At 46.5% G+C, this 21,218-nt stretch carries 18 protein-coding genes and 1 pseudogene; 15 read left to right on the top strand and 4 right to left on the bottom strand.

What is annotated here, in order from left to right; translation table 11 throughout:
• Positions 1-61 precede the first annotated feature (61 nt).
• The 12 genes from NLX78_RS12290 to NLX78_RS12235 all read left to right on the top strand — a co-directional run bounded on the left by NLX78_RS12290 (position 62) and on the right by NLX78_RS12235 (position 14,389).
• Positions 62-964 carry a cation diffusion facilitator family transporter gene (locus tag NLX78_RS12290; RefSeq protein WP_013312377.1) on the top strand — a complete coding sequence of 301 codons (903 nt, stop codon included), beginning with the start codon at positions 62-64 and terminating at the stop codon, positions 962-964.
• Positions 965-1,055: 91 nt separating this feature from the next.
• Entirely contained in the window at positions 1,056-2,069 is a 1,014-nt protein-coding gene (locus NLX78_RS12285; RefSeq protein WP_254350534.1) for an LCP family protein, read from the top strand.
• A 150-nt stretch (positions 2,070-2,219) separates the two neighbouring features.
• On the top strand, positions 2,220-3,383 hold the full coding sequence (locus NLX78_RS12280) for an AI-2E family transporter (protein WP_061832023.1): 1,164 nt from the start codon (positions 2,220-2,222) through the stop codon (positions 3,381-3,383).
• A gap of 104 nt (positions 3,384-3,487) precedes the next feature.
• Positions 3,488-4,507, top strand: coding sequence for an LLM class flavin-dependent oxidoreductase (locus tag NLX78_RS12275; protein ID WP_254350533.1), 1,020 nt, complete (start codon positions 3,488-3,490; stop codon positions 4,505-4,507).
• A 234-nt stretch (positions 4,508-4,741) separates the two neighbouring features.
• Positions 4,742-5,635 (top strand): ABC transporter ATP-binding protein, encoded by an 894-nt coding sequence (locus NLX78_RS12270; protein WP_061832022.1) that lies wholly within the window; start codon positions 4,742-4,744, stop codon positions 5,633-5,635.
• Between the two features lie 12 nt (positions 5,636-5,647).
• Positions 5,648-6,451 carry a hypothetical protein gene (locus tag NLX78_RS12265; protein ID WP_061832021.1) on the top strand — a complete coding sequence of 268 codons (804 nt, stop codon included), beginning with the start codon at positions 5,648-5,650 and terminating at the stop codon, positions 6,449-6,451.
• Between the two features lie 87 nt (positions 6,452-6,538).
• The gene (locus tag NLX78_RS12260; RefSeq protein ID WP_039271605.1) at positions 6,539-7,015 is read left to right on the top strand and encodes a glutathione peroxidase; all 477 of its coding nucleotides are present in this window, start codon (positions 6,539-6,541) and stop codon (positions 7,013-7,015) included.
• A gap of 390 nt (positions 7,016-7,405) precedes the next feature.
• Positions 7,406-8,767 (top strand): FAD-dependent oxidoreductase, encoded by a 1,362-nt coding sequence (locus NLX78_RS12255; protein ID WP_235306541.1) that lies wholly within the window; start codon positions 7,406-7,408, stop codon positions 8,765-8,767.
• Between the two features lie 387 nt (positions 8,768-9,154).
• Positions 9,155-9,988, top strand: a complete 834-nt coding sequence (locus NLX78_RS12250; protein WP_155765235.1) for a formate/nitrite transporter family protein — start codon at positions 9,155-9,157, stop codon at positions 9,986-9,988.
• Between the two features lie 373 nt (positions 9,989-10,361).
• Positions 10,362-12,494 carry a molybdopterin-containing oxidoreductase family protein gene (locus tag NLX78_RS12245; protein ID WP_254350532.1) on the top strand — a complete coding sequence of 711 codons (2,133 nt, stop codon included), beginning with the start codon at positions 10,362-10,364 and terminating at the stop codon, positions 12,492-12,494.
• A 46-nt stretch (positions 12,495-12,540) separates the two neighbouring features.
• A complete protein-coding gene (locus NLX78_RS12240; RefSeq protein WP_254350531.1) occupies positions 12,541-13,791 on the top strand; it encodes an MFS transporter in 1,251 nt (416 codons plus the stop codon).
• A 103-nt stretch (positions 13,792-13,894) separates the two neighbouring features.
• The gene (locus NLX78_RS12235; protein WP_039271600.1) at positions 13,895-14,389 is read left to right on the top strand and encodes a GNAT family N-acetyltransferase; all 495 of its coding nucleotides are present in this window, start codon (positions 13,895-13,897) and stop codon (positions 14,387-14,389) included.
• 98 nt (positions 14,390-14,487) lie between these two features.
• Here the strand turns inward: NLX78_RS12235 and NLX78_RS12230 are convergent, their stop codons facing one another.
• A complete protein-coding gene (locus tag NLX78_RS12230) occupies positions 14,488-15,036 on the bottom strand; it encodes a GNAT family N-acetyltransferase (protein WP_028540721.1) in 549 nt (182 codons plus the stop codon).
• Between the two features lie 84 nt (positions 15,037-15,120).
• Positions 15,121-15,846 (bottom strand): copper amine oxidase, encoded by a 726-nt coding sequence (locus NLX78_RS12225; RefSeq protein WP_254350530.1) that lies wholly within the window; start codon positions 15,844-15,846, stop codon positions 15,121-15,123.
• Positions 15,847-16,053: 207 nt separating this feature from the next.
• Here NLX78_RS12225 and NLX78_RS12220 point away from each other — a divergent pair, with 207 nt between their 5' ends.
• Positions 16,054-17,733: a glutamine--tRNA ligase/YqeY domain fusion protein gene (locus NLX78_RS12220; protein WP_254350529.1), complete on the top strand. Its 1,680-nt coding sequence runs from the start codon at positions 16,054-16,056 to the stop codon at positions 17,731-17,733.
• A gap of 185 nt (positions 17,734-17,918) precedes the next feature.
• Here NLX78_RS12220 and NLX78_RS12215 read toward each other — a convergent pair.
• Positions 17,919-19,141 (bottom strand): annotated as a pseudogene (locus tag NLX78_RS12215) (MFS transporter).
• A 198-nt stretch (positions 19,142-19,339) separates the two neighbouring features.
• Here NLX78_RS12215 and mobA point away from each other — a divergent pair.
• Both mobA and NLX78_RS12205 read left to right on the top strand, forming a co-directional pair.
• On the top strand, positions 19,340-20,020 hold the full coding sequence (gene mobA / locus NLX78_RS12210; protein WP_254350528.1) for a molybdenum cofactor guanylyltransferase: 681 nt from the start codon (positions 19,340-19,342) through the stop codon (positions 20,018-20,020).
• A gap of 85 nt (positions 20,021-20,105) precedes the next feature.
• On the top strand, positions 20,106-20,720 hold the full coding sequence (locus NLX78_RS12205; protein ID WP_039271593.1) for a LysE/ArgO family amino acid transporter: 615 nt from the start codon (positions 20,106-20,108) through the stop codon (positions 20,718-20,720).
• Between the two features lie 11 nt (positions 20,721-20,731).
• Here the strand turns inward: NLX78_RS12205 and NLX78_RS12200 are convergent, their stop codons facing one another.
• Positions 20,732-21,163, bottom strand: coding sequence for a DUF3592 domain-containing protein (locus NLX78_RS12200; protein WP_254350584.1), 432 nt, complete (start codon positions 21,161-21,163; stop codon positions 20,732-20,734).
• Between the last annotated feature and the right edge of the window lie 55 nt (positions 21,164-21,218).

Genomic DNA, 21,218 nt, shown 5'->3' with positions numbered 1-21,218 from the left:
AATATACGATTAGCGTTTAGGTTACATTTTTCAAAAGATAAATTTGGAGGGGTTATACATCATGCAGGAACAGGATATGGGCAAGCGCGCCATGGTCTCAGCATGGATCAGCCTGATTAGCAACATCCTATTAACCGGCATTAAGATTATTACAGGACTTATGTTCAACAGTAAGGTGCTGGTAGCCGATGGTGTGCATAATGCCGGAGATGTGATTGCCTCTGCGACGGCACTGGGAGCGATGCGCATATCCAGCCAGCCGCCAGATGAGGATCATCCTTATGGTCACGGCAAAGCAGAAGTGATCGGTGCAAGCGTGGTGGCGGTCATATTGTTTGGAGCGGGCATATTTATCGGCTATCATTCCATTGCAGCACTGTTCGAACCGATGCCACAGGAGCATATACTGGCATTGGTGGCCGCCATTATTTCCTTGCTCTGGAAACAGTGGCTGTATATTTACACGATTCGTATCGGGAGAGCGGCCAATAGTCAGGGTCTTATTGCAACGGCAAAAGATCATCTCGCTGATGTGTACGCCTCTGGGGCTGCTGTACTGGGTATCGGCTTAGGGCTAATTGGGGAGCACTGGAGCATTTCAATCTTATCTTACGGCGACCCTATTGCGGGATTCGTAGTGGCATTGCTAGTTCTGAAATTGGCGTGGGAAATGGGCCGTGAATCCATAGATGTGCTTATGGAAAAAGCGATTGCAACGGAGGAAATTGAAAGCTACGCCGCAGCCGCGCTGAGTGTAGCCGAGGTTCAACGTATTGACCGTATCCGTGCCCGTGAGCACGGCCATTATATCATCGTGGATATCCGCGCTTCAGTGGATGCCTCTTTGACGATTCAGCAGGGACACGATATTATCCGACTGATTAAGGGGGCTGTTATGAAGCGGGAACCGCGGGTTTATGAGGTGCTTGTCCATTTGAATCCATGGTATGCGGACGACCACTAGAACAGACGACACAAATTGACAGATAACTTGCAGGAAGGGTATGCTTTTAAAAGCCGAACGATGATGAATAAAAGCGAGGTTACCCGAAAATATGCGAAAATTTTTAAAATGGTTAGGCATTTCTGTGACTGCAGCGGTTCTTTTAGTGGGCGGTTATTATACGTATTCTATTTATCATTTTACGAATCAAATTTCGGTTGCTTCCGGACAGGATTCGAAATTCAAACCCCAGGCACAAACTCAAACCAATGTACAACCTGTAGAGGTATCGCTCCCACCGGAATGGGATGGGACAGAAAGAGTGAATATTCTGCTGCTAGGCGGCGACTCCCGTGGAGAGGATTCAGGGCGTTCTGACTCCGTTATGGTTGCTTCTATTGATCCGGTTACGAAAAAGGCTACACTTATGTCGATTCTTCGTGATACGTACGTCAATATCCCAGGTCATGGGCAAAGTCGATTAAATGCTGCTTTTTCCTACGGTGGACCGGACTTGACCAGACAGACCGTGAGCGACCTGCTGGGCATACCGATTCAATATTATGTATATACTGATTTTAATGGCTTTATTGCGCTGGTTGATTCTGTGGATGGTATTGACCTGGATGTCGAAAAAGATATGCACTATACCTCCAAGGCAGATAAACACCAGTTTGATATTGATTTGAAAAAGGGAATGCAGCACATGGACGGTAAAACAGCCTTGCAATATGTACGCTTCCGTCATGATGCAACTTCCGATTTTACGCGTACGGAGCGGCAACGCAAATTCATTACCGAGCTTGGCGGTAAAATTCAGTCAACTTCATCTCTAATTAAACTGCCGAGTATTTTAAATAGCATTTCTCCTTATATTGAAACGAATCTCAGTACTACGGAAATGCTGCAATTGGCTTCATTGGGCTTTAATATCGATGCAACAACAGTAGCGAAGCAGCAAATCCCGCCGAATGAATTGGTGCGCGGGGAAACCATTAAGGGTGCGCAGGTGTTGGGTGTAGACGAAAGAAAGCTCAAGCGCTTCATACAGAATCTTTTTGAACAGGAGAACAAACCTGTGACCACGACGGTGGATGCTGCAACCACGATAAATGATACTCCATAACCCTCGAAAGCAAGCGAAGTTCGTACGATGACGTACAACTTTGTTTGCTTTTGTGTTTATTTGGGTATAACCTTGTATATTTTGTTCCAAAAATATATCGTATCTATGAAGAACGTCTACTCATTTGTATAAAGAGAAGGGGAATGTGGTGTGGAAATAACTCCGGCATGGAAAGACCGATTCAAGAAGTTTTTTCTGAACAACAAGTTTGTGTTATTCCTGCTGGTACTGCTGCTGATCGGCTTGAATATCTTGGTGCTTACCAAAATTTCATACATATTCACACCTGTCATGGTGCTGTTAAAAACGATAATTCTCCCTGTCATTTTATCCGGCGTGTTGTACTATCTGTTCAACCCGTTGGTTGATGTACTGGAGCGTAACAAGGTGAAACGAGTATACTCCATTGTTGTACTGTTTTTGCTCATTATAGGGGTTATTGCGATTGTGGTTACATCGGTGGTACCTGTAATCCGCGATCAAATACAGGGACTTATCCAGAATTTTCCTGGCTATAGCGAGCAAGTACAACGACAATTCGAGAAACTGATCGGCAGCGATTTTGTAAACCAGTTCCAGAACACCATTCAAATTAATCCATCTGAGCTGGCCTCCAAAGCTTCTGAAAAGTTATCTAGCTTTATTAATAATGCATGGACGGGTGTGGGCAGCTTTTTGGGCGTGGTTACAGAAACGGTACTTGCGATTGCCACGGTTCCATTTATTCTGTTCTACTTGCTAAAAGATGGACACAAGCTGCCACAGTTTATCCTGAAAGTGCTGCCGCCTATGTTTCGTAAAGAAACAGATCGCATTATGACCGAGATGAATCATCAGGTCAGTTCCTATATTCGTGGGCAGATTATTGTCAGCTTTTGTATTGGGGCGCTGTTGTATATTGGTTACCTAATCATTGGATTAGACTACTCTCTGACGCTTGCAGTCATTGCATCCTTTACGAGCGTTGTCCCCTACTTAGGTCCCGTCATTGCCATTACACCTGCGTTAATTGTAGCCTTGGTCACCTCACCGATTATGCTGCTCAAGATGGTTATCGTGTGGACAGTCGTACAGCTCATTGAGGGTAAATTAATTTCTCCACAAATTATGGGCAAATCTCTTCGGGTACATCCGATCACGATTATCTTCGTTATTCTGACCGCAGGCAATTTGTTTGGTGTGGTGGGAATTGTACTGGCGGTTCCGGGGTATGCTGTCTTGAAAGTAATCGTTACACATCTGTACAGTTTCTTTAAAAAGCGTTCGCATCTCTATGAGGCGGATAAAGGGAACGCAAGTCTTTACGAAAAATAAAATTTTCGACTATAAAATGGATATGGGCCCCTCTTGGGTAACTGTGGCTACGCGTGCTATAATTAATGCCTATCCTTATTCCCAAATAGAAAGGTCAGACTTTTATGATAAAACTCAGCATTCTTGACCAATCTCCGGTATCGGAAGGCATGACGCATGCGCAGGCATTACAAAAGACCGCTGAGCTTGCTATAGAGGCGGAACGCTTGGGTTATCATCGCTTTTGGGTATCAGAGCATCATTCTGCCGCAAATCTCGCAGGCTCCAGTCCGGAGGTACTGATTTCACATCTGGCCGCACGTACCCGGGCCATTCGAGTGGGGTCGGGTGGTGTGATGCTGCCCCATTACAGCGCTTATAAAGTAGCGGAAAACTTCCGTGTGCTGGAGGGATTGTATCCGGGACGCATTGATTTAGGCCTGGGACGAGCGCCCGGAGGCATGCCCATTGCTACCAGAGCCCTGCAAGAAGGCAAAATGCGAGGTGGTGTAGATCTATACCCTGAGCAGTTAGATGACCTGTTAGCTTATTTACATGACAGCACGGGCAATAATCACCGTTTCGGTTCGCTACAGGCGATGCCGCTTATAGAAACTGTACCGGAAATGTGGTTGCTCGGCTCCAGTGGTGATAGCGCAGGTTTGGCAGCCGAGCGTGGCGTGGGCTTTGCGTTTGCGCAGTTCATTAATGGTGAAGGCGGCACAGGGGCTATGAAGGAATACCAGGAAAGCTTCCAGCCTTCCCAGCATAGTGACCAACCACGTTCGCTTGTTGCCGTATTTGCGATCTGTGCGGATACCGAAGAGGAGGCGAATCGGTTGGCTTCCAGTATGGACTTGTCTCTTGTTCTATTAGAGCAGGGAATGCGCTCCGCTGGAACACCTTCCGTCGAAAAGGCACTGGCGTATCCGTATACGCCGTTTGACCGGATGCGGATTCGTGAGAATCGCAAACGTATGGTGGTCGGTTCGCCCGAACAGGTGAAGCGTCAGATTGAGCAGTTAAGTAAGGACTATAATGCACAGGAGATCATGGTTGCGAGCATTATTCACGACTTTGATGCCAAAATAAAATCTATACGTCTCATGGCTGAAGCATTTGGACTGTCTTCTATACAGTCATAATGCGATTCGCCGGATTTAAAAAAAGATCACAGCTTCGAGGAGCGGTGATCTTTTTTTGAATTTTTTGAGGGAATATTGGATGATATGCACTGTATGATATAGGAAATAAACCAGTTAACACTTGATAATGATTATCAATATCTTTATTATATAAAGATAGAATGAAGTTTTGATGAAAGTCGTGCGTTAAGCCCGTGACTATATATATTGGATAAGGGAAAGGGATGATTCCAAATGTTTCGTCTGAAAACGGCAAATCTGGATATTGCTTATGAAGATCGATTGATTGTAGAAGATCTAAACGTAGAAATACCGCAAGGGAAAATCACAGCCTTGGTGGGCGCAAATGGTTCTGGTAAGTCCACCATTCTGAAGACGATGGCTCGCATCATGAATCCTAAGGGCGGCAGTGTTCTGCTTGACGGTAAATCCATTCATAAGCAATCCACCCGGGAAGTAGCTAAGCAGTTGGCTATTTTGCCACAAAATCCGACTGCACCGGAAGGATTAACCGTGACGGAACTGGTATCTTACGGACGTTTTCCCTATCAAAAAGGTTTTGGTTCCATGAAAGCGGAAGATCGCAAAATGGTGGAGTGGGCCATTCAAGTAACGGGAATGAGCGAGTTCCACGATCGTCCGATTGATCAGCTTTCTGGCGGTCAGCGTCAGCGTGCCTGGATTGCTATGGCGCTTGCGCAGGATACGGATATTTTGTTTCTGGATGAGCCGACGACATTTTTAGATATGGCACATCAACTGGAAGTGCTGCATTTGCTAGAGTATCTAAATACTTCGGAGAAGCGCACCATTGTTATGGTCGTGCATGATTTAAACCATGCCGCCCGATATGCTCAGCATATGATTGCAATCAAAAAAGGGAAGGCCGAGGCGGTAGGAACTCCAACAGAGGTTATGTCCCCTGATGTGCTGCGTGAGGTGTTCGGGATCGAGGCGGATATTGTAACAGATCCTCGTACGGGTGTACCGCTCTGTCTTCCGTATGCTTTGGCTGGACAGCCTGCGGTGAGCCAAGCAGTAAAAGAAATGAATATGGAAGATAAGAAACTCGTAGGTTCTGTTGCTGAGCGGCGTGATGCTAGAGCACAAGTAGCGGCAAGAGGTTAAAGAGGACATACCATGAAACCACTGGATTACGATCAGCTTGAGCAACTAGGGAAAATAGTGAGAGTCACGCCGGAAGATGCAGTATATTCCGGACCAGTGGCCGAATGGCTTGAACCAGAGAAGATCCGTTCTGTGATGGAGTATTACGGCGATCTTCTGCGTGCTGAAGACGATTTAACCGCAGCCGTTTATTTTGTGAACCAGTTGCGTGGTCTCGTGTTTGCACAGCATTTTATGGTGTCACTGTGTGAACGCCGTTTGGATCTGTCCGTATCTAATCTCAGATTTCATATTTGTTATGAAGGTCAATATCCCTCTATTAGCCTCCAGGTCATCGACCTCACAGAGCTGGACAATACGCGGAACAATGGGGATGACCATTCTTCCGAACAGGCTCAGCAAGTGTTACGTGACTTTTACAGTTTGCAGATGCGGCCCATAATGGAGGCAATAGCTGCAGTGGGAAGCGCATCTATTGGGCAAATGTGGGGACAGTTTCCGTTGACATTGCTGTATTTTAAGGATAGAGTACAGCCATCGTTGACTGATCCTCAGGATGTGGAGCGCTTTGAACAAGATTATATTTATGTGACACGTGAGCTGAAGGGAGCGGTATTCGGGCGTAAAAGAAATCCGTTTACGGTTCGTCTCATTGAATTGGACAATCCTTACCGCCCCGGTGAAAATACCTACATGAAACCGTCCTGTTGCCAATATTACAAGACAGGTGGAGGCCAGCGGTATTGTTATGCTTGCCCAAAAATGTCCGCTTCCGAACGTGAACAACGCAGACTCGAAGTGATGGCATCACGGTAAAGGATCTGCGGATGTTGGCATGTCCGTCACGTTTTGGTTAAAATAGGTTATGTAACCTAAACCAAGCGACACGAAGGAGGATGCTGTATGTCTGTTTATTCACATAATGCCGTAACACCAGCGAATCAGGAGGTTTCTCTGGATACTTACACCGGTAAGGTGCTGGTTATTGCGAATACCGCCAGTAAATGTGGACTTACCCCGCAATATGGGGATTTGCAAAAGCTTTATGATGAATATAAGGATCGGGGATTAGTTGTATTAGGCTTTCCTTGCAACCAATTTGGCGGTCAGGAGCCGGGCAGCAGCGAGGAAGCGGCTGAATTTTGCCAACTGAATTACGGGGTTAGTTTCCCGGTATTCGCCAAAGTGGACGTCAACGGACCGGATACAGCGCCTCTGTTTGAATATTTGAAAAAGCAACAGCCTGGAGAACAGGAAGATGGAACAATTCAGTGGAATTTCACGAAATTCATTGTGAATCGTGAAGGTGTACCTGTGGGTCGTTTTGAACCGAAGGAGTCACCAGAAGCGATGAAAGCAGCCATTGAGCAATTGTTATAGTAGCTTTGCCTTAACTCCAAAGTATATGTTTAAAAAGGTCTGATTTCCTGCGTGTCTCCGGGAAACGGACCTTTTTTTGTTCTCTACATGTGCATTTGTTTAAGGGGGGCGCATCATGTGAAAGTCGATTCCAAGGGCATAATCAGGGGGCTTACAGGGAAAACTGAATGGAGCAAAAAAATATTTCAGCAAACCGTTGATTTTGTATATCCTTTCTTTTTTAAATGTGGACAAATTGTGAATATCACGAAAAGCTATTGTAATGTGAAAAATATCACACTATAATAAGCGCATGAAGTGAAATAAATCACAAACGCAAACGAGCTGTTTACGTGAAACTATTCACAATTATTATACATTTTATGCCCACACACCAAGGAGGAATTTTACATGAAAGTAGCAGTTATCGGATGTACACACGCAGGCACGGCAGCTATCGTCAACACAGCTAAATGTTATCCAGATGCAGAAATTACCGTTTACGAGCGTAATGATAATATTTCATTTTTATCTTGTGGTATTGCCCTGTATGTAGGTGGTGTCGTTAAAGATCCACACGGCCTGTTTTATTCGTCTCCAGATCAACTGTCTGACTTGGGTGTAGTGACCAAGATGCTTCACGAGGTAACGAGTGTGGATACGGCAGGCAAGACGCTGCATGCACGTAATCTCCAAACAGGTGAAGAATTTACAGACACATTTGATAAATTGATTGTGACCACAGGATCATGGCCCATTATTCCAAAGCTGGAGGGCATTGAACTTGATCATATTTTGCTCTGTAAAAACTATAATCATTCCAATGATATCATTGAGAAAGCCCAGCACGTACAGAACATTACAGTCGTCGGGGCTGGATACATTGGTGTTGAACTGGTAGAAGCTTTCCAAATGAACGGTAAAAACGTAACGCTGATTGACAGTGCTGATCGTATATTGAATAAGTATTTGGACCATGAGTATACAGACCGGATTGAAAGTTCCCTGAGGGAACATGGCATTAAGCTGGTACTTGGCGAGACGGTGAGTCGTTTTGAGGGTACGAACGGTAAGGTGAGTAAAGTCGTGACCTCTAAAGGAGAATATGAAACAGAGCTTGTTATTCTCTGCATCGGTTTCCGACCTCAAACGGATCTGCTCAAAGGTCAGGTAGATATGTTGCCTAACGGTGCGATCATTGTGGATAACTATATGCAAAGTAGCTGCCCGGACGTGTTTGCAGCAGGTGACAGTTGTGCAATTCGCTATAATCCGACAGGTAAAACGGCTTATATCCCTTTGGCAACCAACGCAGTTCGTATGGGTACACTGGTAGCACGTAATCTGGTACAACCAACGATTGCCTACATGGGAACCCAAGGAACTTCGGGTATCAAAATTTACGAAGACAATATCGCAGGAACAGGCTTGACGGAAGCGGCGGCAACGGACGAAGGCATGACTGTAGAAGCTGTAACCATTGAGGACAGCTACCGGCCTGAATTTATGCCAACCTCCGAAAAGGTATTACTGAAAGTGGTATATGAGCAGGAGACACGAAGAATTTTGGGGGCTCAAATTATGTCGAAGGTGGATTTGACTCAATCCATTAACACACTATCCGTAGCCATTCAAAATCATATGACCATTGACCAGTTGGCCTTTGTCGATTTCTTCTTCCAGCCGCATTATAACAAGCCTTGGAATTTCCTGAATGCAGCAGGCTTGCAAGCATTGCCTACAATATCCGAACGGAACCCAGTTACTGTATAATTAGATTTGTCTGTGACATTGTTCATAAGTTTGTCAACAATCTGAGACGTACGGACGAATCCTTATAGTACAATATAGAGTAGCATAAGGATTAGGGGGTAAGTAGCTTATGGATTTGTTTTATATCCTTTTTCTTGTAGTCGTGGCCCTGGTAGGCCTCGGTGGAGTTATTTGGTTCTTGAGAGCAGTTGAAAAGGAAGAATACAACTAAATGTAAAGCGCGTAGTAGCGCAGTAGATGTAATAATACAGAAAGACAGTCCTTTTTCCAAGGGCTGTTTTTTTTATAGTTGAGAAAGTGATTTTTTTCACAAACATAATCACTGATTTTAAATAAAATATGAAAGAAGAATATTTTAGTAAAAAGATATTAAAGGAGCGGGGACATATGGCGAGCTATAAACCGGGGCAAATTGCTGAAAAGACGGTGGAAACAGGAGTGGCCAAGGCGAACAACCCGTGGACTGTGGCGGTGGTACTGGGATTTTTGGCAGGTGCATTTATTGCACTCGGTTTTTTGCTGGATATACGTGTTATTGCAAGTGCGCCTAAAGAATGGGGAAGCATTGCCACCTTTATTGGAGCTGCGGTGTTCCCCGTAGGTCTGGTATTAGTTTTGATCGCCGGCGGAGAATTGCTGACCGGCAATATGATGGCGGTCCCTTTGGCGAGATGGGCAGGACGGATTAAGACAGGAGCCTTGCTTCGTAACTTGGCGATTATTACGCTCAGTAATTTTGCAGGTGCGTTATTCGTTGCATTTTTCTTTGGGCATGTGCTGGGTTTGACAGAAACGGGCCCTTATCTGGACAAAGTGGTGGATATGGCAGGACATAAGCTACATGAAAGCTTTTTGCAGTCTTTTATATCGGGTATAGGATGTAACTGGCTCGTAGCACTGGCTGTATGGCTGGCATATAGCACAGACTCTATCGGTGGCAAAATTATGGGCATTTGGTTTCCAACAATGGCCTTTGTCGCTATTGGATTTCAGCACGTTGTTGCCAATATGTTTCTCATTCCGGCGGCTATTTTTGCAGGCCACTTTTCGTGGGCAGATTATGTTATGAACTTCATTCCGGTCTGGCTGGGGAATTTAGTAGGAGGTAGCCTGTTTGTGGCTGGAGCCTACTGGTTGGCCTATTTGAAAAAGCCTCAAACCAACGCACTTCCAGCGAATGAATCTCCAACTACTTCTTCGGTTGCACATCAAATCCGTTGAGTGGTCCTGCTTAATTACGGTACTTTAAACAGCAATGAACAAAGCAAATCCGCCATGACAGGCCCGGGGGAACGAAACCTGTCATGGCGGATTTTTTTGGGAGTGGTCCATGATTTGGCATGGAGGATGAGTGTGCTCTCGTCCCATAATGCCTTGATCTCTTTTACCCTCGGTAAGATATGATGAAACAGGATGTCGAAAAAAATTATGATTCTAAAAAAAATCCGTTTTGCTCTATGCAGCAGACGGATTTTTTTAATATTTTGGAGAGCGGCTGTGTGGGGAAATCCTTCTCTTGCCATAGGCCAAAGCTGTGGATATGATAAGATCAGTGTAATTTTTGGAAACGGTAACGGAAAGGAGCATCAACACTATGGATCATCGTAATAGCGCGCCTCCTGAGGCCACGCTTCAACAAGACTTACAAATGGGGCAGCGGATGACGGAGCAGCAGGACGGTATTTTTCCAGCTGTATGCCCGTTAGATTGCCCGGATACGTGTGGGCTCCTACTTCACAAGGAAAATGGAAAGATAGTCAAGGTGACTGGGAACCCGGATCATCCTATTACCAAAGGGGCTATTTGTAACAAAGTTCGCAATATGACGGAGCGGGTATATGATCCTGATCGGGTGCTCTATCCGTTGAAACGTATAGGCCCCAAAGGAGAAGGGAAATTTGAACGTATTAGCTGGGAGGAGGCAGTCGATACCATTACAGGTCGGTTCAAGGAGCTGATACGTATGGACGGACCGGAATCTATTCTCCCCTACAGCTTTTATGGCAATATGGGCGTATTGAGTGTGGATGGAATGGACCGCCGATTTTTTAATGCGCTGGGTTCAAGCCAACTGGATCAGACGATATGTAGCGTGGCAGGGAATGAAGGCTGGGCGTCCGTTATGGGTTTTAAGGGCGGCACCAGCCCGGAGGACACGGAGGATGCAGACCTCATTATTGTGTGGGGTGGAAATGTCATTAGCACGAACATGCATCAGGTCGTTTTGGCTGAGAAAGCACGTAAAAAAGGTGCTAAGGTGGTCGTTATTGACGTTCATCGCAACCGGACGGCGCAATGGGCGGATTGGTTCATTCCGTTATATCCGGGGACGGATACGGCGCTCGCGCTGGGTGTTATGAATGTGCTGTTCGCTCAGGGACTGACGGACGACGAGTTTTTACATCGCTACACGGTAGGCCATGAGGAACTGCGCGAGCATGTTAAGACATATACACCAGAGCGAGTTTCGCGGATTACCGGCGTACCGGAAGCGGATATCATCCGTTTGGCGAAAATGTACGGAACTGCGCGAGCAGCGTATATCAATATCGGCAATGGGCTTCAGCATCATGATAATGGCGGTATGAACGTACGTGCGGTTACATGCTTGCCTGCGCTCACTGGACAATGGCTGAAGCACGGCGGGGGAGCGTCACGCTCTAATGGCGCTTATGGCAAGTTTAACGGCGCCAATCTGGCGCGTCCTGATCTGCGACAGAATCCGGATGCCCGGGTGATCAACATGAACCGGATCGGAGAAGCGCTGCTACAGAAGGGACAGCCGATTAAGGCGTTATTCGTATACTGCAGTAACCCCGTAGTTGTAGCCCCCGATTCGGAACGGGTGACTGAAGGATTTGGACGAGAGGATTTGTTCACAGTCGTTCATGACCTGTTTCTTACGGATACGGCCCGTTATGCCGATATTGTGCTGCCTGCAGCGTCTTCCTTTGAAGGTACAGACCTATATAAATCCTACTGGCATCACTATGTTCAGATGCAGGAACCCGTCATTGCTCCACTCGGGGAAAGCAAAAGCAATTATGAGCTGTTTAGCCTGCTCGGACGGGCTATGGGCTTTGACGAAGCTGCCTTTACGGAAAGTGAAGAGGACATGATTGCAGGTGCGCTTGATAATCCAACGAACCCTTATCTCAACGGTGTAACCTTGGAAGCCTTAAAGAGGTCACCTTTTGTAAAGCTCGATATGACGCCAAAGGCTACTTATTTGGATCGTTTAACCACGCCTTCAGGCAAGATTGAGTTGTATTCGGAAAAAATGAAACAGGCAGGTCTGCCCGCGATGCCTTCTTATGTGCCGCTGATTGAAGGGTACGACGGAGAGCATCGACCGCAAGCGGACGAGCGGTATCCATTAATGTTTATTTCACCGCCAAACCATAATTTTCTGAATTCTACTTTTGCTAACTTGCCCAAGCATCAGCGACTGGAGCGGGAGCCCTTGCTACAAATTCACCCGGAGGATGCTCAGACAAGGGACATCGCGGATGGGGACCCGGTTACCGTATGGAATGATCGGGGGACGTATGAGCTGAAAGCGAAAGTCACCGATCTAATGCTGCCCGGTACAGTGATTAGTCAGGGATTATGGTGGGAAGGCAAAGGACGCAGACAGCGTGCCAATGTGTTAACCTCTGATCGGCTGTCGGATATGGGACAGGGGGCTACTTTCTTCTCAACGGTGGTGAATGTGAAGCGCCAATGAGATAATGCCTTTTATGGCGTCAGATGCAAAAGGAGAAACAAAAGATATGAAATGGTTGGAGTCTTATCCGAAAGAAGTGAAAGTGTTTCTCGTTGCTAGTCTGATTAATTCCGCTGGAAGTTCCCTGATGTGGCCGTTGGTTAGCATGTATGTGTTTGACGAGCTAAACCGTAGTATGGGAGATGCAGGGATTGCGATTTTAGTGCAATCTCTGGGCGGAATTTTTGGTCAAGTGCTGGGCGGAGCCCTCTATCACCGTATTGGAGCCAAGAAACTGATTGTTGGCTCACTCGCGATGAACGCGCTGGGACTTCTCGCGCTTCCATTTACCAGTGGTCATTGGGTAGCGTTTGTCATCATGATGGGCTTTATCGATTTTTTTAATGTCGTATCTGTGCCTGCGATTCAGGCCTTTGTAGGTTTTCGTTTTGCTGACCGTCGTGGTGAGCTGTTTAATATTATTTATGTCGCTAACAATATTGGGGTTGCAGTGGGTACGGGATTGAGTGGCGTTCTGGCTGACCTTTCCTATCAGCTCAGCTTTGTGATGAACGGAGTGACCTCTGCGGTATTTGCCGGGTTCTTCTGGTCTTATCTAAGCAGGGTGGATCGGGAAGAGGGAGAAGTGCAGCTCAGTAAGTCCGTGAAAAAAAGAGAGGAAATACCAGCTCGATTGCTGTTTCGTGATACCAGACTGTATCTCTTTGTGGGGTTAGGTTCGCTTTTTTTATGGTTCGGGAATTCGATCTGGAATACAGGAGTGTCTCCCCATATTATTGAGCAGGGCTTGCCTAAAACGATGTATGGATTACTATGGACACTGAATGGTATCCTTATTTTTGCCGCACAACCCATTATTTTTTGGATAAAACGACTGTACGCTCATCACGCTTCAGCGCAAATGACATGGGCCGGAGGATTTTATTTGGCGGCTTATATTGTCATGCTGGGCACACAGAACTATACTGGAATGATATTCGCTATGGTTCTGGCGACCCTGGGAGAAATGCTGATTGCACCTGCGGTTCCAGCATTCCTGTCTGATCATGGAGGTCGGGGTGCACCCTTTTACATTGGGCTTGTGGGGGGCATTGGCGCAGCCGGACGGGTAATGGGGCCTTATATTATGGGGAAGTTGTATGATGGCGGTGGGTTACCGCCTACACTTTGGCTGGCATCAGGCGTAGCGGTGTTGTCGATCCTGTTTTTCGTCCTGCATAGCTGGTTGAACCGTTTCCGGCATCATTCGGATACTTTGGATCCTACGACGTCCAAGGTGGATGCTTCCAGTTCTTAAGTCCTAATAAAAGTGCAGTAATATGCTGTGATTATGGTACAATAGTGACGGATGGTTGTAGTTATTGCTTCAGGAAAGCCTTCACAGGAAGGATTGAAAGGAATTGTTTACAAGTCAACCCTTGACGATACGTCATTCGGAGATGAAGGATGCTCCTGATCTGATTGCGCTGGATGAATTGGTATGGAATGAACGCACGGCTCCCGCTTCATTGTCTTGGAAGTCGCGTGGAGAGTTTCTGCGCAATACGCCTCCAGGCTCTCAACTGGTTGCCATCGAACAGGAAGTACTCTGCGGGTATATTGGATTTCGTCCTCCAACGCTGTTGGCTAGTAACTGTCATGTACTCGAAATAAATATAGCTGTACATCCAGCTTATCATCGCAAAGGTATTGGGACGGCCCTCATGAACTCCATGAAGGACATTGCAGCTGCGGAGGGCATACGTAAGTTGAGTTTGCGTGTACTCTCATGCAACACGGAAGCCCTTATGTTTTATGAAAAAAGCGGTTTCGCGATTGAAGGACGTTTGCATGAGGAGTTTTACATAGCAGGTCAATTCGTAGATGATGTGTTAATGGCCTATTTCTTAAAATAGGCGGAAGGCTACAGACAGCAATTCGGTTGTATGCCCGGGCCTAAACCAACAACGCCGCAGACCTGATCAGGTCTGCGGCGTTGTTGTACAATACAATATTACCGAAGCTGCTTCCATTCATTTTGGAGCATACCGTACACTGCGTGGTTCATGTAGCCGTCGGGCAGCAATTCCGCTTCGCGTACAATGCCTTCGAGCACAAAGCCCAAACGTTCCGGAATACCGCGGCTGCGGCGGTTCGTAGTTGCGCAACGGATTTCGACCCGATGCAAGTCCAGCTCCATCAAAGCATATTCAACGAATACGCGGCAAGCGCTGGTCATTAGACCTTGTCCTTCGTACCCGTGTCCAAGCCAGTATCCGATGCTAACGGAGCGGTGAGTCCAATTGATCTCATGGTAGCTGATGATGCCAGCAAGCTCGTTGTCTATCCAAATTCCGGCGGTCAGACTACCGTTCTCTGCGGCTTGTTTCAAGGCGCCCTGCACGAACTGCTCTGTGTGGCTGATTTCCGTGGTAGAGTCTACCCATGGAAGCCATTGACGCAGGCGGTCACGGGACATTTCGATCAGCTCAAACAGAGGCTGCACATGCTCCTTGGTGAGCGGCCGAAGGACTGTGCGTTCGTCCAACGCATATGTAAACATGATTGATCCCCTCTTTCACTCGGAAAATCGCTAAACCAGCCAGTCTAGCATTTAATCCCATGCTACCTTATTCTGCGAGAGTCGTCAAAAGGGAGAGGAAGCTTCAAATTCAATAGATCCCACCCGGAACCGTTCATGCTCGTATACATATTTCAGATCCAAATCCCCTACAAATTCGGTTGGGGATACACTGCCAGATACAGTGGCTTGCAGAGGAAGCTGTTCAGCATCATACATTACGACAGAGCTAAAATCGAGATACTTTGTAAATTGGGCTGGATCATCGTAAAATACGGATGCTTTAGGGTTTATCGTGTGTGTAACACCGTCAATCGTGACAGCAATATGAACCTGGCGGTTGTGGTCACGTAGCTCCACTGAGCTATGTACGCGCTGGGACACAGCATCTACTGCCGATTCGACCGCATATTCTTCCATCGTGCGTGCGTTAACAATATGCAATTCCTGCAATTCGACACCCGTTCCTGAGGCACGCGTGAGGATCACGACGGCTTCACGGACACCATCCCCGTTCACATCCCTATAAAATAATTGTGGTGCGGTGGAGATATCCGCCGAGCCTGACCATCGGAATGTGCGGCGTTGCTGGCCGATTTCCAGTACAGCTGATTGGAATAATCCCTGTGACGGATTAACGGCATATAAGCGGACGGATGAGTCTTCTGGAGCGCTGGCTAGCGGCTGAGATTGTACAGTTTCGTTCACTGGGTCCGATGAAGGATGGCCGGAAGTCATGACGGAAGAGGACGAAAGCATAGACAGCAGGATCACAATGAGCAGCTTAAACACGGGTGGGTCTCCTTTTCCGGGCAAAATAAAAGATATATACACTATAACGAATTTATTTGCCGAAAATGTTAACTCTTTTTCATAACTTGTCACTTTTTTTGCTGAAGAGAGCATAAGGATTTTCATTTTATTGAGTTATGCGGTGTGAAAGGGTATATTTAAGGGAACAGGTTTTACACAGATTATACGGAAGAAAGGTTGATTAGCGTGGAGAAGCCGATCACTCCCCCCAATTTTATTAAAAATGTTATTGAAGAGGATCTACGTACGGGTAAGGTAAAGGAGGTCGTTACACGATTTCCGCCTGAACCAAACGGATATTTGCATATTGGACATGCCAAAGCTATCTGGATCAATTTCTCGCTGGGAGATGAATTCGGAGGACGCACCAACCTGCGTTTTGACGACACCAATCCGGCGAAGGAAGACACGGAATACGTGAACTCCATTCAGGAGGACGTGAAGTGGCTCGGTTATGAATGGGAGGAAAAACATTTTGCCTCCAACTATTTCGAAGAAATGTACAAGCGTGCCATCCTGCTGATCCAAAAGGGTAAAGCCTACGTGGATGATCAAAGCGCGGACCAAATCCGTCAAACTCGTGGCACATTGACCGAACCGGGGCAAAATAGCCCTTATCGGGATCGCAGTGTGGAAGACAATCTGAAGCTGTTTGAAGAGATGCGTGCAGGCAAATACCAAAATGGTGAAAAGGTGCTGCGTGCCAAAATTGATATGGCTTCAGGAAACATTAATTTACGTGATCCAGTTATTTACCGCATTTCACACACAGCACATCACAATACAGGCGACACATGGTGTATCTATCCAATGTACTCCTATGCTCATCCGCTGGAAGATGCGATTGAGGGAGTAACGCACTCGCTCTGTTCGCTGGAATTCGAAGATCAGCGCCCGCTGTATGATTGGGTTGTAGCTGAATGTGAGATGGAAAAGGTACCGCACCAATACGAATTTGGACGGCTGAACCTGGCTCAAACCGTAACCAGCAAGCGTAAGCTCAAGCTTCTGGTCGATGAAAAGCACGTAGATGGTTGGGATGATCCGCGTATGCCGACGATTTCCGGTTTACGTCGTCGCGGCTACACGCCGGAAGCCATCCGCAACTTCGTATATGAGACAGGCATTTCCAAAGCCTACGGAGTCATCGATTTGCAGGTACTGGAGCATTTTGTACGTGAGGATTTGAAGCTTAAGGCACCCCGCACCATGGCAGTCATAGATCCGTTGAAGGTAGTTATCACAAACTATCCTGAAGGACAAGTTGAAATGCTGGAGGCGGAAAACAATACTGAAAATCCGGAACTCGGTACACGTCAAATTCCGTTTTCCCGTGAGATTTATATCGAGCGTGAGGACTTCATGGAAAATCCGCCGAGCAAATACTTCCGTTTGTTCCCTGGTAATGAAGTACGTCTCAAGCATGCTTACTTCATTAAATGTAACGATGTGATTAAGGACGCAGACGGAAATGTAACGGAAATCCACTGTACCTATGATGTAGAAACCAAGAGCGGATCAGGCTTTACTGGACGTAAAGTGAAAGGCACGATCCACTGGGTAGAGGCTACTCAGGCTGTACCTGCCGAATTCCGTTTGTATGAGCCTTTGATTAACGCAGAGGACACGGAAGAGATTGAAGAGGATGCATCGGAAAAAACATTCCTTGACCAATTGAACCCGAACTCTTTGGAAATTGCTCATGGCTATGTCGAGCCGAACATGAAAGAAGCTCAATCGCAGGACAAGTTCCAATTTTTCCGTCATGGTTATTTCAGTGTCGATCCGAAGCTTTCCCAACCGGGTCAGCCTGTATTTAACCGTGTTGTATCGTTGAAAAGCTCTTTCCAATTGCCTAAGCAATAGGCTGGTGGAAAGTGTGGGAGAGATGGTAGCTTCGTGCGACCAAGTTGAAAAGGAGTCTGCCGTCGGCAGACTCCTTTATTTTACGCATGCACACTCTTTATACATGATCATTGACTTGACGATACTCTATTGTCTTTGCTAACAAGCCAGAAGGGAAGAGGGGATAGCTCATTCCTCTAGTGTTGTTAAGGGGCTTCTTCTATTCGTTTGTGCCCGCTGGCAGTCCTGGCTGATAACCGTTCTTGTACAGCATATACCACATGATAGCGAATCCCGCAGATCCAAGTAGGGCGAAGAACACCCCTGCATGGTACATCATTTCTCCACCAAAGTTCTGGAATAGCCATCCTCCCGCAAAACCTGCTACGATACCGGATATACCACTCCAGGTCAAGGTATATACAGCCTGTCCGGATGATCGGTATGCTGCAGGGGTAAATAGGACGGTCAACTGGGTGCCTACATAGAAGTATCCACCGAAGGTGACGCAATGAAGTGCCTGAATGAACACAATCTGAATCGGGTCTGTGGCCAGAGCCATCAGTTCCCAACGTAAGGCAAACAGCAAACTGACGAGTGCCAAACAGCCGACCATCACGGTCATTCTTTTCTTCAAGAAGCGATCAAACAGCAAAAATACAATAATTTCGAATACCGATGACATAAAAACAGCAAAACCAAGCATCTGTTTGGACCCACCCAGCTCGGTGATGTACAGGGACATAAAGGCGCTGTTGATCGAATTCGGGATGGATACAAGGATGCCCAATAAAATAAAGGATATAAAGTATCCGTTCATTAAAACACTGCCAAAGCCGCGCAAATGGATGGTCGCTGTCTCCACAGTGCTTTTCAGTGGTGGAATCGACAAGGTGCAGATCAATGCAGCCAGAAGAAGTACCGTAAAGATGGTGGATATGCTGGATATCCCCGTTTGGTCAATAACTATGCCGGCAACTGCTGCTGTCACAGCCCAACCGAAGGAGCCCCATATACGGAATGCACCAAATTTCCGGTCTGTGCCCTCAATATAGCTGAGAATTAGGCTGTTGCTTTGCGCAAATAAAGGGCTTTGGAAAAAATAAAAACCAATCATCGACACATAAATCATGATATACGTATGGACATGAAACAAAGCTTGTAGCAATAACAAGGTACCTATAATCATAAATAGCAGAATACGTCGGAGGTTACGGCTCCGGTCGCTTGTATAGCCCCAAAAAGGGTTCGCGAATACGGATACAAAAGGCCCGATGGCCATCAGACTCCCGATCTCCAGCTTGTCCATGCCGATATCTTGCAGATACAACGGGAAGAAGCTGGAGAAAATGACCATAGCTCCATATAGAAAAAAATTATACAGTTTTAAGGAATATAGAGGAGTCTCTTGAATTTCTCTCTTTTGCAAGACAAGCCATTCCTTTCTTAGCCCGATAGAGAACTGCGCATCGATGCCGATCTGTGGGGAGGTTCTTTATTCCAATGTATCATGTGTTGAAAGGGTTAACAAACCAATAAATTAACAATTATGTAATAATTAAATTTTGTTCAAAAATTCATATGCATATTTGCAATTGTTTTACTAAAAAAAAAGGAGGATTTATTTGTGAAAGTGACTGGTATTATCGTCGCAGGAGGACGTTCCAGCCGAATGGGACAGGATAAGGCTTTGCTTGAGATCAATGGAGCCACTATGCTTGAACGGACGTATACTACATTGCAGCAGGCTGCCCAGCGGGTTGTCGTAGTCACTCGTGACAACCAAGGATATGGTCTGAGTGGTATGGAAACTGTGTCTGATGTTTTTCCAGGTATGGGACCTCTAAGCGGTATCCATGCGGGATTATCTGCATCTACTACGGAGTGGGGAATGGTTGTCGCTTGTGATATGCCTTTTATACAGCTAGAGGTGCTGCAAGACCTGCTCGTTGTAACTGAGAAATGGACGGAGTTGCATGGAACGACGGAACCAACATTGCAAGCAGTAATACCTTCTATGGATGGACGTATACATCCGTTGCTGGCTGTGTACCATCGGAGCGTGCTGCCGTCTGCCGAGGAATGTTTGCGCAATAGACAGCTTCGTCTCACCGATTGGTTGAACAAGCTGAACGTTCGTTATGCGACGGTAGAGGATTTGCCGCGGGTGAGTGAAGACATGTGGTATAAGGCCGCGTTCAATATGAATAATCCGCGGGACTACGAGCTTGCGTTAGAGCAGTTGAAGCATAGTGTACAACAGAACACGCAGAACGTGAAGAATTTAAAGGAAATACGAGAGGATTAGAAACGTACAAGCTTCCTGCGCGAGGACTATTTAGGAGAGCAAATACTAGAGAAATATGATGGACTAAATTTGGGGGAATATAATTATGCTGGAAGCTATTATACATGCCGTTTTATTGGCATTGGGATTGATTTTGCCTTTGGGGGTACAAAATGTATTTGTGTTTAATCAGGGGGCGTCCCAGTCGCGGTTTCGCAATGCACTGCCTGCTGTCATTACAGCGGGTGTCTGTGATACAATCCTGATCACGCTTGCGGTTGGGGGTGTGTCTCTTATTTTGCAGCAATTTCTATGGCTCACGAACGTACTCTATGCGGCGGGCTGTTTGTTTCTGCTGTATATGGCCTGGACTTTATGGAGATCGAAGGCAGCTTCCTCGGGAGAAAGTCAGGCGATGCGGCCGAAACGCCAGATGATTTTTGCCGCTTCGGTATCGCTATTGAATCCACATGCCATACTCGACACGGTTGGCGTAATTGGAACCAGCTCCCTCCAATATGACGGCGGGGAACGCTGGGCCTTTGGTCTGGCTGCCGTGTCCGTATCTTGGATATGGTTTATCGGTCTGGCAACGGCAGGGCGTCTCGTGGGACGTATGGATTCAGAAGGGAAGTTTGGGACTGTGCTCAACAAAATATCGGCACTGATTATTTTAGGCCTGGCAATGTATATGGCGATAAATTTTATTACCAGTATGTGATCCAAACCTGGTTAGAAGAAAAATTTCAATACAGCGAATACCCCGCTCAAAGCAAAGGGAACACCGATCAAAAACAGCATAAAGGCCAGACAGCCTGCACCATTTACACCGCCTGCAATTCGGGCGTCCCGAGGGTTAGATGGATTGTATAATACCTTAATCTTGCTGCCAACCCGGTTGAGGCTTAGGTTGGTGCTATAAGGATTCCAGAATTCTACGGCTTCACCTGAAGCTGTATAGAAGCGCACCTTTAATCGGCGGGTGTAGCTAGTATCTACCGGATCATCTCGGTCAAAGGGAACGACATCAATGTCTACTTCGATATGCGCATCAACGATTTGCCCCTTGGTACGGACCCAGTGGCGTTTGCGATAACGATGACGACGGATCGTTCTGAATCCAAAATAGATGAGTAGCAGTCCAATCAAGCTGAACAATGGCATCAGCAAATCGGAACTAAAATGAAACCAATATACATTGAAATCAATTGAGATGATA

It is taken from the genome of Paenibacillus sp. Lou8.1 (assembly GCF_024213565.1).
GTDB lineage: Bacteria > Bacillota > Bacilli > Paenibacillales > Paenibacillaceae > Paenibacillus > Paenibacillus polymyxa_B.
This window is presented reverse-complemented; position numbering and strand designations above follow the sequence as displayed.

What these genes read in the sequence shown, in the direction of transcription:
- NLX78_RS12275 (WP_254350533.1), top strand. Translation starts at nt 3,488, where the DNA reads ATGATAAAACTCAGCATTCTTGACCAATCTCCGGTATCGGAAGGCATG.
- NLX78_RS12260 (WP_039271605.1), top strand. Translation starts at nt 6,539, where the DNA reads ATGTCTGTTTATTCACATAATGCCGTAACACCAGCGAATCAGGAGGTT.
- NLX78_RS12250 (WP_155765235.1), top strand. Translation starts at nt 9,155, where the DNA reads ATGGCGAGCTATAAACCGGGGCAAATTGCTGAAAAGACGGTGGAAACA.
- NLX78_RS12205 (WP_039271593.1), top strand. Translation starts at nt 20,106, where the DNA reads ATGCTGGAAGCTATTATACATGCCGTTTTATTGGCATTGGGATTGATT.
- NLX78_RS12200 (WP_254350584.1), bottom strand. Translation starts at nt 21,163, where the DNA reads ATGCCATTGTTCAGCTTGATTGGACTGCTACTCATCTATTTTGGATTC.
- NLX78_RS12290 (WP_013312377.1), top strand. Translation starts at nt 62, where the DNA reads ATGCAGGAACAGGATATGGGCAAGCGCGCCATGGTCTCAGCATGGATC.
- NLX78_RS12255 (WP_235306541.1), top strand. Translation starts at nt 7,406, where the DNA reads ATGAAAGTAGCAGTTATCGGATGTACACACGCAGGCACGGCAGCTATC.
- NLX78_RS12245 (WP_254350532.1), top strand. Translation starts at nt 10,362, where the DNA reads ATGGATCATCGTAATAGCGCGCCTCCTGAGGCCACGCTTCAACAAGAC.
- NLX78_RS12230 (WP_028540721.1), bottom strand. Translation starts at nt 15,036, where the DNA reads ATGTTTACATATGCGTTGGACGAACGCACAGTCCTTCGGCCGCTCACC.
- NLX78_RS12265 (WP_061832021.1), top strand. Translation starts at nt 5,648, where the DNA reads ATGAAACCACTGGATTACGATCAGCTTGAGCAACTAGGGAAAATAGTG.
- NLX78_RS12285 (WP_254350534.1), top strand. Translation starts at nt 1,056, where the DNA reads ATGCGAAAATTTTTAAAATGGTTAGGCATTTCTGTGACTGCAGCGGTT.
- NLX78_RS12270 (WP_061832022.1), top strand. Translation starts at nt 4,742, where the DNA reads ATGTTTCGTCTGAAAACGGCAAATCTGGATATTGCTTATGAAGATCGA.
- NLX78_RS12240 (WP_254350531.1), top strand. Translation starts at nt 12,541, where the DNA reads ATGAAATGGTTGGAGTCTTATCCGAAAGAAGTGAAAGTGTTTCTCGTT.